General features: G+C 67.0%; 11 protein-coding genes and 1 tRNA gene. 4 read left to right on the forward strand and 8 right to left on the reverse strand.

Annotated elements, in window-relative coordinates:
* The first annotated feature begins 126 nt into the window (after positions 1 to 126).
* The 3 genes from FHY06_RS08425 to FHY06_RS08435 are packed head-to-tail and all read left to right on the forward strand — an operon-like array spanning position 127 to position 5,896.
* Positions 127 to 2,589 carry a DUF5682 family protein gene (locus FHY06_RS08425; RefSeq protein WP_184604456.1) on the forward strand — a complete coding sequence of 821 codons (2,463 nt, stop codon included), beginning with the start codon at positions 127 to 129 and terminating at the stop codon, positions 2,587 to 2,589.
* A complete protein-coding gene (locus tag FHY06_RS08430; RefSeq protein WP_184604459.1) occupies positions 2,586 to 3,710 on the forward strand; it encodes a VWA domain-containing protein in 1,125 nt (374 codons plus the stop codon). Before FHY06_RS08425 ends, FHY06_RS08430 begins: the two co-directional genes overlap by 4 nt.
* Entirely contained in the window at positions 3,707 to 5,896 is a 2,190-nt protein-coding gene (locus FHY06_RS08435; RefSeq protein ID WP_184604462.1) for a YehQ family protein, read from the forward strand. The genes FHY06_RS08430 and FHY06_RS08435 overlap by 4 nt, the downstream gene beginning before the upstream one ends.
* A 54-nt stretch (positions 5,897 to 5,950) precedes the next feature.
* Here FHY06_RS08435 and FHY06_RS08440 read toward each other — a convergent pair.
* From FHY06_RS08440 to FHY06_RS08475, 8 genes are all read right to left on the reverse strand, one after another.
* Positions 5,951 to 6,026, reverse strand: a tRNA-Thr gene (locus tag FHY06_RS08440).
* A gap of 79 nt (positions 6,027 to 6,105) precedes the next feature.
* Entirely contained in the window at positions 6,106 to 6,669 is a 564-nt protein-coding gene (locus tag FHY06_RS08445) for a ClpXP protease specificity-enhancing factor (RefSeq protein ID WP_019654378.1), read from the reverse strand.
* A gap of 157 nt (positions 6,670 to 6,826) precedes the next feature.
* Positions 6,827 to 7,438, reverse strand: coding sequence for a glutathione S-transferase N-terminal domain-containing protein (locus tag FHY06_RS08450; protein WP_007835362.1), 612 nt, complete (start codon positions 7,436 to 7,438; stop codon positions 6,827 to 6,829).
* 96 nt (positions 7,439 to 7,534) lie between these two features.
* Complete coding sequence (locus FHY06_RS08455) at positions 7,535 to 8,308, reverse strand: cytochrome c1 (protein ID WP_184604465.1); 774 nt, start codon at positions 8,306 to 8,308, stop codon at positions 7,535 to 7,537.
* Between the two features lie 36 nt (positions 8,309 to 8,344).
* Positions 8,345 to 9,781, reverse strand: coding sequence for a cytochrome b (locus tag FHY06_RS08460; protein ID WP_019654380.1), 1,437 nt, complete (start codon positions 9,779 to 9,781; stop codon positions 8,345 to 8,347).
* 14 nt (positions 9,782 to 9,795) lie between these two features.
* Entirely contained in the window at positions 9,796 to 10,413 is a 618-nt protein-coding gene (gene petA, locus FHY06_RS08465; RefSeq protein WP_019654381.1) for a ubiquinol-cytochrome c reductase iron-sulfur subunit, read from the reverse strand.
* 176 nt (positions 10,414 to 10,589) lie between these two features.
* Complete coding sequence (locus FHY06_RS08470; protein ID WP_132796903.1) at positions 10,590 to 11,393, reverse strand: response regulator transcription factor; 804 nt, start codon at positions 11,391 to 11,393, stop codon at positions 10,590 to 10,592.
* A 510-nt stretch (positions 11,394 to 11,903) separates the two neighbouring features.
* Positions 11,904 to 12,503 (reverse strand): hypothetical protein, encoded by a 600-nt coding sequence (locus FHY06_RS08475; protein WP_221404179.1) that lies wholly within the window; start codon positions 12,501 to 12,503, stop codon positions 11,904 to 11,906.
* A 1-nt stretch (position 12,504) separates the two neighbouring features.
* Here FHY06_RS08475 and FHY06_RS08480 point away from each other — a divergent pair.
* Positions 12,505 to 13,936, forward strand: a 1,432-nt coding sequence (locus FHY06_RS08480; RefSeq protein ID WP_409327443.1) for a beta strand repeat-containing protein, incomplete at its 3' end; no start/stop codon positions are given.

Below are 13,936 nucleotides of genomic sequence, written 5' to 3' on the forward strand. Positions count from 1 at the left end.
CTTCGCGCACTTCGTGTCGCTTCGCCAACCCCCTTGCAGGGGGCAACACCAGCGGCCCGGCAGAGCCGGTTCCGCGGTGTTCCGCGAAGGGCCTTCGCTTCGCTTGGCGCACCATCGGTGACGAGGATGAGCGAATCACCACACATCGTCGGCGTGCGCCACCACAGCCCCGCGTGTGCGCGGCTGGTGGCCGAGCGCATCCGTGCGCTGCGGCCCATGTACGTGCTCATCGAAGGCCCGGCCGACTTCAACGAACGGCTCGACGAGCTCTACCTGCAGCACAGCCCGCCGGTGGCGATCTACAGCTATCTGTCGAGCGACCGCACGCACCGCGGCTCGTGGTCGCCCTTCGCCGAGCATTCGCCCGAGTGGCAGGCGCTGCAGGTGGCGCGCGAGGTGGGTGCCGCCGTGCGCTTCATCGACCTGCCGGCCTGGCACGACGCCTTCTCGCGCATGGAGAACCGCTATGCCGACGTGGCCGACCATGAACACGAGGAACGCGCCGAGGCCTACGAGCGCGCGCTGACCGAGAAGCTCTCGGTGCAGGGCCGCGATGCGCTGTGGGACCACCTGTTCGAGGACGGCTGCGACGTGGCCGAGCTCGCGCAGCGCCTGTCCACCTACTTCGATCACCTGCGCGGCCAGGACCCCGGCTCGCTGGGCAACCAGGCGCGCGAAGCCATGATGGCGCGCTGGATCGCCTGGGCGATGGCGCAGCCGGGCGAACCCGGCCGTGCGCAGGCGCTGGTGGTGTGCGGCGGCTATCACGCGCCGGCGCTCGCGCGGCTGTGGCAGGGCCTGCCCGCCACGCTGCCCGAGACGCCGCAGCCCTCGCCCGAGACCACCGACGAGGACGAAGACGAGTCGCAGCCAGCCCAGCCGCCGGGCCCGCAGGCCCCTCTGCGCTTCGGCTCCTACCTCGTGCCCTACACCTTCAAGCGCCTGGACGCCTTCGCGGGCTACGCCTCGGGCATGCCGTCGCCCGCCTACTACCAGTGGGTGTGGGACCACGGCCCCGAGGGCGCCGCGCACCGCGCGCTGCAGCTGGTGATGCAGCGCCTGCGCGACAAGAAGCTGCCCGCCTCCACCGCCGACCTCATGGCAGTGCACCTGCGCGCCCAGGGACTCGCGCGGCTGCGCGGACACGACAAGCCGCTGCGCTCCGACTGGCTCGACGCGCTGGCCGGCGCGGTGGTGAAGGACGCGCTCGATGCGCCGCTGCCCTGGACCTATCGCGGCAGGATCCGTCCCGGCACCGATCCCGTGCTGGTCCAGGCCATGGACGTGCTGGCCGGCGACACCGTCGGCCGCCTCGCGCCCGGCACGCCGCAGCCGCCGCTGGTGGCCGCCGTGCAGGCCGAGCTGGGCGCACACGGCATCGCGCTGCGAGGCCAGCTCAAGCTCGACCTGCTCGCCGAAACCGACCGCGCGAGGAGCCGCTTGCTGCATCGCCTCGCCATCCTGCGGCTGCCCGGCGTGCGGCGCACGCAGGGGCCGAAGCTCGCGATGTCGGGCGAACGCACCGAGCTGTGGTCGCTTTCCGAGCCGCTGGAGCAGCAGGCCGCGCTGATCGAGGCAGGTGCCTGGGGCGCGAGCCTGCACGACGCGGCACGCGCCCGGCTCGAAGACGACCTGCGCCAGGCCCGGGGCCGCATCGGCCCGCTGGCTGAAGGCCTCAACCAGGCCGCCTGGGCGGGGCTTTCCGCGCTGAGCGACACGCTGCTGCGCGAGCTGCGCGGTGCGATCGCCGCCGAGCCGCGCTTCGAGGCGCTGGGCCCTGCCCTTTCGGTGCTGCATACGCTGCTGCGCCACGGCCAGATGCTGGGCATGGCCGACGCGCCGGTGCTGCGCGTGGTGATCGAGTCGGGCTTCGACCGCGCGCTGTGGCTGCTGGAGCCGCCCGCGGCCATCGCGCCGGCCGACATGCAGTCGCACCTCGAAGGGCATCTGGCACTGCGCCGCATGGTGGCCGACGCGCTGGCGCATGCGCAGGATCATTCCAACGCGCAGCCGCTCCTCGACCTGGAGTCGGCGCGCGCGCTCGCCGTGTGGCAGCGCAAGGCCGCCGACCCCGCCGCGGCGCCCGTGAGCCGCGGTGCGGCGCTGGGCGCCACGCTGAGCCTGGCCGGCCGTACCGACGATCCGCATGCGCAGGGCGAGAGCGGCGCGGCCGAGGCCATGCAGCTGCTGCAGTCGCTGCCCCCGCCGGTGCTCGGCGATGCGCTCACCGGGCTTCTGGCGCTCGCGCGCGAGCAGCTCGCTTCGGAGCCCGCCTTCGTCGCTGGCATGGACCGCACCGTGCAGGCCCTGGACAACGCCGATTTCGTGCGCGCCATGCCCAGCCTGCGCGCCGCCTTCGCCTGGCTGCCGCCGCAGGAGCGCGGCCTGCTCGCCGACCAGGTGCTCACGCTGCACGACGCCACGCACCTCTCGCGCCGCACCCTCACCGCCCACCGCAGCGGCGAAGCCCCGCCCGAACAGCTGGCCGAAGCCCGCCGCGTGGAGGACGCGGTGTTCGCGCGCCTGGCCGCCTGGGGCGTGACGCTGGAAGAACAAGAAAAAGACATCGAGAAAGCCCCTCGCCCATGAGCCTCGACATTCCCGATCCGCTGCAACGCTGGCGCCTGCTGCTGGGCGATCCGGCCGAATCGGCCTGCGGCGGACTGAGCGCCGAGGCGCAGGCCGCCGACGCCGCGCTCGACTGGCTCTACGGCCGCGACACCGACCGCGAAAGCCGCGGCGAACGCAGCGCGGGCCTGGGCCCCTCGGCTCTGAGCACGCCGGACTGGATCAACACCATCCACACGCTCTTCCCGAAGGAAGTGATCGAGCGGCTGGAGCAGGACGCGGTCGAGCGCTACGGCATCGACGAGGTCGTGACCAACCTCGAAGTGCTGGAGCGCATCGAGCCTTCCGAATCGCTGCTGCGCGCGGTGCTCCACACCAAGCACCTGATGAACCCCGAGGTGCTGGCCGCCGCGCGCAAGCTGGTGGCCGAGGTGGTGCGCCGCATCATGGAGAAACTCGCCACCGAAGTGCGCCAGGCCTTCAGCGGCAGCCGCGACCGGCGCCGCCGCTCGCGCATGAAGGTGGCGCGCAACTTCGACTTTCGGCAGACGCTGGCCGCTAACCTGCACCGCTACGACCCGCAGCGCCGCAAGCTCTACGTGGAGCACCCGATCTTCATCAGCCGCACGAAGCGGCATGCTGAGCCGTGGGACATCGTCCTGCTGATCGACCAGAGCGGCTCGATGGTCGATTCGGTGATCCACAGCGCGGTGATGGCCGCCTGCCTGTGGCAGCTGCCCGGCATGCGCACGCGCCTCGTGGCCTTCGACACGGCAGTGGTCGACCTGACGGCCGACGTCTCCGACCCCGTGGAGCTGCTGATGAAAGTGCAGCTCGGCGGCGGCACCGACATCGCGAAGGCGGTGGCGTATGCGCAGTCGCTGGTCGCCAACCCGGCGAAGAGCATCGTGGTGCTGGTGAGCGACTTCTACGAGGGCGGCAGCGAATACGAGCTGGTGCGGCGCGTGAAGGCGCTGGTCGAATCCGGCGCCAAGGTGCTCGGGCTGGCCGCGCTCGACTCGAACGCCGAGCCCAACTACGACCGCGAGATGGCCGCGCGCCTGGTGCGCGAAGGCGCGCAGATCGGCGCGATGACGCCGGGCCAGCTCGCAGGCTGGCTGGCAGAGAAGGTGCAGGGATGAGCGGCGCCAGCATCGCATCGTCGTCGAGGGCCGACCTGCTCGAGCTCACGCCGGAGGCGCTCACCGCGCTGGCCAACGCCGGCTTCGTCAAGCGCGCGCAGAAGGACGTGGCGGCCGGCCTGCTGCCCAAGCTCGAGACCGGCGCCGACGGCACGGTGCAGGCACAGTTCGACGATGGCGTGCGCACCAGCCTGCCGCCGGGGCGCACGCTGCGCGATGCGCAGTGCAGCTGCCCCGCGAGCGGCATGTGCAGGCATCGGGTGATGCTGGTGCTGGCCTATCAGGCGCTGGCGAAGGCGAATGCAACGCCGGCGGAAGCCGGCGCATCGATCGCCTCCGCCGAAGCCTCGCCTCCCGAGCCAGAGACCGCGTGGAGCCCCGCGCAGTTCGACGATGCCGCCCTGGCCGCGAGCTTCGCCCCATCCGTGCTCGATCAGGCCGCGAAGCTCGCCGCCGCGCGGCCCGTGGTCGGCGTGCAGGCCTGGCGCAGCGCGAGCGCGCCGCCCGTCGCGCGCCTGCCGATGTGCAGCGTGCGTTTCTTCTCGCGCAGCTCGCTGGTCCATGCGCGCTGCGACTGCAAGCAGGGCGGCGGCTGCGCTCATGTGGTGATCGCGCTGTGGGCGTTCCGCCAGGCCGGTGCGCTGGAGCCGGGCTCGGCGGAAGTGATGGTCGAGGTGCAGCCGGTCGCGTCGTCCGAAGAAGACGCGGCCGCTTCGCCGGCGCCCTCCGTGATGCAGGGCGAGGCTGCCGCCGCGCTGCGCTCCGGCATCGACGCCCTGCTGCTGTCGCTGTGGCTCGACGGATCGAGCCAGCCGGCGATGGCGCTGGCCGCCCGCTTCGAGGCCGTGCGCGAACAGGCCCGCACGCTGGGCTGGAGCTGGGTCGACGACGCGCTCGACGAACTCTGGCAGCTCCTGCAGGCGCAACAGGCGCGCAGCAGCCGCTTCGACCCGCTGCGCCTGCTGCGCGTGACGACCGAGCTGTGGGCGCGGCTGCGCGCGGCGGCGCATGCCGCGCGGCCGCCCGAAGGCACCAGCCGGCCCACGCTGCCGGCCAGCCAGATCCTCGGCATCGGCGTGAAGGGCGAAGTCGCGCTCGACCATCTGCGGCTGGTCTCGCTCGGCGCCGAACTCTGGTCCGACGAGACGGCGGAGGGCGCAAGCATCCTCTTCGCCGACCCCGACACCCAGAACGTGACCGTGCTGGAGCGCCAGTGGTCGCGCGCCGCCGATGCCGCCGCAGGCGGTGCCGCGCCCAGCCTCATGAACCGTCGCGTCGCGGGTTTTCCGCTGCGCCAGCTGGCGAGCGGACAGGTCATCACCAAGACCGCGACCCGGCGCGCCAACGGGCTGGTCGACATCACGGCCGGCGCGCGGCAGACGGGCGTGCTACCGCTCTCACCCAAGTCGTGGGACGACCTCGTCGCGCCGCTGAGACAAGGCAGCGTGGCCGCATTGGTGGCACACCTGCGCGAGGCGCAGCCGGATTTCGTCAAGCCCAGGCAGGCCGCGAGCGGTGCTTCCGCCGGCGCCTCGGGCCAGTTGCACGTGGTGGCCTTCGAGCGCATGGAGGTGGCGTCGTGCCATTGGGACGCCGCTGCCCAGGTGCTCCATGCGCGGCTGGGGCAATCGCCGGCAACGGACGACGAAAACGACACGAGCCCGCACGAGAACGATGCGCCATCGCTGCTGCACCTGGCGCTGCCCCATCGCGCAGTCACCCCCGGCGCCGTCGACGCACTGGCCCGCACCCTGGCCGGCGAGCACGGCGCACTGCGCGCAGTGGCGGGCACGGTGCATCTGCAGGGCGATCAGGCCATCATGCAGCCGCTGACCCTGCTCACCGAACAGCGCGCCGTGGTGCTCCAGGTCGAGACCGCCGCGCCGCAGCCGCTGGGCCTGCAAAGCGACATCGAGGAGGTGCCCGCGCTCAACGCACTGGCCGGCGACACCCTGGAACTGCTGGCCCTGTGGCTGCGCCAGGGCCTGCGCCACCAAAGCGGCGGCGCGCTGTCGCGGGCACAGGCTCAGGTGCAGCGGCTGAAGCAGGCCGGCCTGGGGCGCAGCGCAGCGCTGCTGGGGACGGTGCTGGAGAACATGCGCTCGGCCCAAAGGCCGGCGCTGGTGGCGCAGCTGGCGATGCTGGGGTTGGCGATGCAGGGGGTGGCGCAGTCGGCCTCGGCATGAGCCAGGAAAAGAAGAAAACCCCTGAGCCCATTCAGGACTCAGGGGTTTCTTGCTTGGTGCCGCTTGTCGGAATCGAACTGACGACCTTCCGCTTACAAGGCGGGTGCTCTACCAATTGAGCTAAAGCGGCTGAATTCCAGTACGTGATTCTAGTGGCGCCGCCGACCGGTCCGGCCGGGCACCGATCGCCACGCGCGCCTGCCTGTTGCTTACTTGATCCGCTTGAGCGACGGTCGGGTGCCACCACCGGATGGCGGTCGCGGCGGCTCGTCCGGGGAATCTGCATCGACCGTCTCGCTGCCGTCCTCGCCCGTCACCAGGTGGACGATCTTGCCGGCATCGCCTTCGGGGGCGCCACTGCCGCCGCGGGAAGCATCACGCAGCGGCGAGCGTGCGGGTGCCTGGGCGGGAGCCGGCGCATCGGCATGGCCCTCTTGGGGAGCAGCCGGAGCCGGCGCGGGAAACGCCATGCCCTGCCCGTTCTCGCGCGCATAGATCGCGATCACGCGCCCCACCGGTACGCTGATTTCACGCGCCGTGCCCGCAAAGCGGGCCTTGAACTCGATGAAGTCGTTGCCGAGCTTAAGCGAGCTGGTCGCGTCGAAGCTGATGTTGAGCACGATCTCGCCGTTCTTCACGTACTCGCGCGGAACCTGGACGGTCTCGTCGACCTGCACCGCGACGTAGGGCGTGAAGCCGTTGTCGGTGCACCATTCGTACAGCGCCCGGATGAGGTATGGGCGGGTGGATGACGACTCGAGCGCGTTGATCATGAAATTGGTACCAAACAATCGCGAAATCGCGGCCTCGAATCGGCCACCGTCTCTTCGCGGAACACCGCGGAACCGGCTTTGCCGGACCGCTGGTGCTGCCCCCGGAAGGGGGTTGGCGAAGCGACACGAAGTGCGCGAAGCCTGGGGGCGATCTTAATTACTTTCGCATGACCTTTTCGGACGGGGTCAGTGCTTCGATGTAGGCCGGGCGCGAGAAGATGCGCTCGGCGTACTTCAGCAGCGGCGCAGCGTTCTTGCTGAGGTCGATGCCGTAGTAGTCGAGGCGCCACAGCAGCGGCGCGATGGCCACGTCGAGCATCGAGAAGTTGTCGCCCAGCATGTACTTGTTCTTGAGGAACACGGGCGCCAGCTGCGTGAGGCGGTCGCGGATGTGCGAGCGGGCCTTTTCGAGCGCCTTCTCGTTGCCCTTGGTGGTGCGGTTCTCGAGGGTCGAGACGTGCACGAAGAGTTCCTTCTCGAAGTTGAGCAGGAACAGGCGCACGCGGGCGCGGTCGACCGGGTCGCCGGGCATCAGCTGCGGGTGCGGGAAGCGTTCGTCGATGTACTCGTTGATGATGTTCGACTCGTACAGGATCAGGTCGCGCTCGACCAGGATCGGCACCTGGCCGTACGGGTTCATCACGCTGATGTCTTCGGGCTTGTTGTAGAGATCGACGTCGCGGATCTCGAAGTCCATGCCCTTTTCGAACAACACGAAGCGGCAGCGGTGGGAAAAGGGGCAGGTCGTTCCTGAATACAAGACCATCATGGCGAGAGACTCCTAAAAATCAAAAAGAGTGGGTCGCGTTGGCAACCCACTCTGTGGGACCGGACACCCGAAGGTATCCGGTCGGCGTGCACGGAACTACTTGACGTCTTTCCAGTACGAGGCGTTCAGCCGCCACACGAACACCACCGACATGACCAGGAACAGCAGCACCCACACGCCGATGCGCACGCGGGTGTTCTGAGCCGGCTCGGCCATCCATTGCAGGTAACTCACAAGGTCGCCGACCGCATTGTCGAACTGCACGGGCGTCATGGTGCCGGGAGTGACTTGCTCCCAGCCCTTGAACACCTCGGTTTCGTGGCCGTGCTGTTCGACCTTGGTGTAGACCGGGCGGCGCTCGCCTTGCAGTTCCCACAGGGGGTTCGGCATGGCGACGCTCGGGAACAGCAGGTTGTTCCAGCCGGTGGCCTTGGTTTCGTCGCGGTAGTAGGTGCGAAGGTAGGTGTAGAGATAGTCGGCGCCGGTGCCTCCGTGGCCGGCACGCGAGCGCGCGACCAGCGTGAGGTCGGGCGGCGTGGTGCCGAACCAGTCCTTGGCCTGGCGCGCGTCGATGTTGGCCTTCATGGTCTCACCGACCTTGTCGGTGGTGAACAGAAGGTTGTCCTTGATCTGCTGCTCGGTGATGCCGATGTCCTGCAGGCGGTTGTAGCGCATGAAGGCGGCCGAGTGGCAGTTCAGGCAGTAGTTGACGAACAGCTTGGCGCCGTTCTGCAGCGCGCTCACGTCGTTCGTCTTGTTGGGTGCCTTGTCCCACGCGATGCCGCCGGACTCGGCCGACGCCGCTGCGGAGAAGGTCAGGCCCAGCGCGAGACCCAGTACAGCGAGCCAGCCGGAAATGCTTTTCTTCATCGTGTTTCTCTCAGCTCTCTTGGCTTCTGGTTCTCATCAATGGGCGGCGAAGACCACGCGCTCGGGCACGGTCTTGAATTCGCCCTTGCGGCTCCACCACGGCATCAGCAGGAAGAAGCCGAGGTACACGAGCGTGCCGATCTGCGAGATGGTCTGCGCGATGTCCAGCTTGAACGAGCCGATGCCCAGCTCGCCCCACACGCCGGGAGGCTGGATGCCCAGGTAGCCGAGGATCAGGAAGAAGAACACGAAGAGGCCGTACACGTACTTGTGCCAGCCCGGACGGTAGCGGATCGACTTGACTTCGCTGTGGTCGAGCCAGGGCAGGAAGAACAGGATGATGACCGAGCCGCCCATGACGACCACGCCCCAGAACTTGGCGTCGAAGGTCTTGAGCAGGAAGATCACCACGGCGGCCGCGACGATGATCGCGATCTTCAGGCCCGTGCCCGACTTGCCCTTGACGAAGTTCCAGATCGCGGCCACGGCGATGATCAGCGAGAACACGTTGACCATGTCGTCGGTGGTCGCGCGCAGCATCGAATAGAACGGCGTGAAGTACCACACCGGGGCGATGTGGTTCGGCGTCTTCAGCGAGTCGGCCGGGATGAAGTTGTTGTATTCGAGGAAGTAGCCGCCTGCCTCGGGGGCGAAGAAGATCACCGCCGAGAAGATCGTGAGGAACACCACCACGCCGAAGATGTCGTGCACGGTGTAGTACGGATGCGACGGAATGCCGTCCAGCGGATGGCCGTCGGGGCCGCGCTTGGCCTTGATCTCGATGCCGTCGGGGTTGTTCGAGCCCACTTCGTGCAGCGCGATCAGGTGGGCGACCACCAGGCCGAGCAGCACCAGCGGCACGGCGATCACGTGGAAGCTGAAGAAGCGGTTCAGCGTGGCGTCGCTCACCACGTAGTCGCCGCGGATCAGCAGGGCCAGGTCGGGACCGACGAACGGGATGGCGGCGAACAGGTTCACGATCACCTGGGCGCCCCAGTAGGACATCTGGCCCCAGGGCAGCAGGTAGCCCATGAAGGCCTCGGCCATCAGGCACAGGAAGATCGCGCAGCCGAACACCCAGATCAGCTCGCGCGGCTTGCGGTAGCTGCCGTACATCAGGCCGCGGAACATGTGCAGGTACACCACGATGAAGAACGCCGATGCGCCCGTCGAATGGATGTATCGGATCAGCCAGCCCCACGGCACGTCGCGCATGATGTACTCGACCGATGCGAACGCCTGGTTCGCGTCGGGCTTGTAGTGCATGACCAGGAAGATGCCGGTGACGATCTGGATCACCAGGACCAGCATCGCCAGCGAGCCGAAGATGTACCAGAAGTTGAAGTTCTTCGGCGCGTAGTACTTGCCCCACTGGTCGTTCCACAGCTTGCTCAGCGGGAAGCGATTGTCGACCCAGTTCAGCAGCTTGGCGCCGGCGGGTGCGTTGGGGGAGATCTCGTGGAATTCAGCCATGTTCTTCTTCCGCCTCAGGCCTTCTTGGAGTCTTCACCGATCAGGAGCTTGGTGTCCGACAGGTACATGTGCGGCGGCACCGGCAGGTTGTCGGGCGCAGGCTTGTTCTTGAAGACCCGGCCGGCCAGGTCGAAAGTCGAACCGTGGCAAGGGCAGAGGAAGCCGCCTTCCCAGTCGTTCGGCAGCGAAGGCTGCGGACCGGCCTGGAAACGGTCGGTCGGCGAGCAGCCCAGGTGGGTGCAGATGCCGACCACGACGAGCACGTCGGGCTTGATGGAGCGGTGCTCGTTCTGTGCGTACTTGGGGGTGAATTCGTCGGGGTGGCGCTTGGAGAGAGGGTCGGCCAGCTGGCCGTCGAGCTTGGGGAGTTCCGCGATCTGCTCGGGAGAGCGCTTGAGGATCCAGACCGGCTTGCCCCGCCATTCGACCGTGATCTTCTCGCCGACCTTCAGGCCCGAGATATCGACCTCGACCGCAGCACCCGCAGCCTTGGCCTTCTCGGAAGGCTGGAAAGTGCTCACAAAGGGGATGGCGGTGGCCACGCCGCCCGCCACGCCAGCGCAGCTGGATGCAATCAACCACGTGCGCTTGCTGGTGTCGATCCGGTGCGTGCCGGAGGTCATGTCACTCATGGGGGATCCTCTTGTCTTCTTCGCTGGAGCAGGAGTCAACCCGCGATTGTAGCGGGGCGCTGTAAGGATATTCAATGGCCGCCAGGCGCGTGGCGGACGGCCGCAGGCGGGGCGCGCCGCTTCCGCGGGCGTCCGCCAGGGGCTGCAGGGCGACGAAGACTGTCGCCGCGGGGACTTCAGTTCAGGAGCCCGTGCTGCATCGCCTCGTGGACCGCCTGGGTCCGCGACTTGACAGAGAGCTTGCGATAGATGCTCTTCGCGTGGAACTCGATGGTGTTGACCGACAGGTACACGGCTTCAGCGATCTGCCTGTTGCTCCAGCCCTGCGCGATGAGGCGCAGCACCTTGAGTTCGCGCGGCGACAGCAGCCCTTGCGGCAGCCGCGAGTCCGCGCCGTCCTTCTGCTGCAGGTCCTGCGGCCGGTCCTGCCGCTGCGGTGCCGGCTTCTGCACGCGGATGGGGTCGATCGTGCGGGCCTTGGCCGAGGCCGCGATCGAACCGAGGATGCGCCGCGCGATGCGCGAATCCATCGGCGAGCCGCCGCGCTCGATGGAGCGCAGCAGATAGGCGAGTTCCGCGTCGTCGGTCTCGGTAAGTAGATACCCGATGGCGCCCGCGGCGATCGCGGCATTCACGAGCTGCTGGTCGTCGGTGGCCGACATGCCGATGCACTCGATGCGCGGATAGGTCTGGCGCACGTGATGAAGAACCGCGGCGCCATCGTTGCCCTGCAGCCGCATGTCGACCAGCACCAGGTCGTAAGGCAACGCGGCAAGCAGATTGAACGCCTCGGCCCTTCCCGATGCGACCACCACGCGGCGATGCGGCGCGAGCTCGCAGAGGATGCGCCGCATGCGGTCTGCGCAGGCGGCGTCGTCCGCGACGATCAGCGCGGCATGGAAGACGCCGCCATACAACTGCGCTGCCGTAGGCACCTGCGCCGAAGAGACCGAAGAGGTGTAGTGGATGTTCATTTCCATGTCAGCTCTCCTGCGTTGTCTCCTGCCTTGCCGCAACGGACCTGTTCCGTGCCGCATGCGCTGATGCCATTGCCGATGTCCAAGAAAAAATTGATCACGCGACGTCCTCTGGCTCTGTCGCCACCCTTGGGTAGCTTCGAAATGTTGTCTTTCGTTTCAGATACCGCAGGAACGATGCCCACTCGGACGAGCGTCGGCGCACATCACGCAAGGACGCGTGTAGTACTTTGATTTCGTTGAAGAAATTGCCCGAAACGAGCTGAAAAACGAGCGCTCGCGAGGGCCTTCCGAAGGTCGTTTTCAGGCCGTTGTTACGTGCGAGTTACCGCGCGTGTTACGTAGCACCGCGACACACGAAACGCGTCCGAGGACGCATCTCAAAACGTCAATACGCGATTCATGCGATGCCCGCAAAGCCGCATGTGCATTGGCTTCGCGGCACATGTATGCATTCGTCGATGCCGCATCGGCCGACATGCATACAACCATAACTACGGATACCGGTGATGTTCAGCAAAGACCTCGATTCCTAGCATCGGTTGCATTGGGTAACTCGATGAAACCCAACCCTGCTTCCGCACGACGAGGGCGTGTGGAAGACCAGAAATGGCAACTGATTTCTTCAAGGAAGAAAGTCCAAATGACTACATCCCAGCGCTCCAGTGTTCGCTCTTTCATTGTTCGCCGTCCGGGCGTGAGCAAACTTCTTGCATCGGTGCTCGTCAGCGCCGGATACGTGATGACTCTGCCGGTGGCAAACGCGCAGGTCACGATCGGTGGGCAGGAGGTCATCGTCGACACCCCTGGCCCGGGATTCGGAGGAAACAACAGTGGTGTGCTGAACGCAGTCGGCGGCGTGTCGACAACGACGCTGTCCTCTGCCAGCGTGAGCAGCACCAATATCACCGCCACCAACGGCACGATCAATACCCTGAGTTCGGGCAGCATCACGTCCGGCACGGTCGCGGCAGGCAGCATCACCGCAACGCGAGTGACCACCACGAGCCTGAGCGCGACCTCGGCGACGGCAACCAGCCTGACCTCCACGAGCATCAGCACAGCCACCCTCACAGCGGGCACTGTGTCCGCAGGCAGCATCTCTGCAGGCACCGTGTCTACAGGTAGCATCACCGCCGGTACCGTGTCCTCGGCCAACGTCACTGCGACGAACCTGTCCGCCACCAGCGGCACGGTCACCAACCTGACCTCCTCCAGTATCAGCACCGGAACGATCACCGCAGGCACCGTGTCTGCGGGCAGCATCACCGCCGGTACGGTGTCCTCGGCCAACGTCACTGCGACGAACCTCTCCGCTACCAGCGGCACGGTCACCAACCTGACCTCTTCCAGCATCAGCACGGGCACGATCACCGCAGGCACCGTGTCTGCTGGCAGCATCACCGCCGGCACCGTGTCCTCGGCCAACGTCACTGCGACGAACCTCTCCGCCACCAGCGGCACGGTCACCAACCTGACCTCCTCCAGCATCAGCGCCGGCACGATCACCGCGGGTACCGTGTCTGCAGGCAGCGTCAGCGCCACGAACGTCTCGGCCACCAACGGCACCATCAACAACCTGACCACGTCCAGCGTCTCCGCCACCAGCGGCACGATCAACACGCTGAGCTCCACCAGCATCACGGCCAACACCGTGAGCGCGGGCAGCGTGACCACCGGCAGCGTGTCCTCGAGCAACGGCACGATCCAGTCGCTGACCTCGACCAACATCCTGGCGACCGGCGTCACATCGACGAATGTGCTGGCGACCGGCATCACCTCGACCAACATCGATGCCACCAACCTGACGTCGAACACCGGCAGCATCGCCACGCTGACCTCCACCAACGTCAGCACCACCAACCTGACGGCCTCGAACGGCACGATCAATACGGTGAGCTCGACGAACGTCAGCACTACCAACCTGACCGCGTCGAACGGCACCATCAACACGTTGAGCTCGGCCAACGTGAGCACGACGAACCTGACGGCAAGCAACGGCACGATCAACACGCTGAGCTCGGCGAACGTCAGCACCACCAACCTGACCGCGTCGAACGGCACCATCAACACGTTGAGCGCTACCAACGTCAGCGCCACCAATGTCAGCACGACCGACCTGACGGCCAACAACGGCACGATCAACACGCTGAGCGCGACCAACGTCAGCACCTCCGACCTGACCGCGAGCAACGGCACGATCAACACGCTGAGCGCGACCAATGTCAGCACCACCGACCTGACCGCGAGCAACGGCACCATCAATACGCTGAGCGCAACCAACGTCAGCACCACCAATCTGACGGCCAGCAACGGAACGATCAACACGTTGAGCGCAACCAACGTCAGCACCACCAATCTGACGGCCAGCAATGGCACGATCAACACGCTGAGCGCAACCAACGTCAGCACCACCAATCTGACGGCCAGCAACGGAACGATCAACACGCTGAGCGCAACCAACGTCAGCACCACCAATCTGACGGCCAGCAATGGCACGATCAACACGCTGAGCGCAACCAACGTCAGCACCACCAATCTGACGG

This window comes from Variovorax atrisoli, from assembly GCF_014195185.1.
Taxonomy (GTDB): domain Bacteria; phylum Pseudomonadota; class Gammaproteobacteria; order Burkholderiales; family Burkholderiaceae_C; genus Variovorax; species Variovorax atrisoli.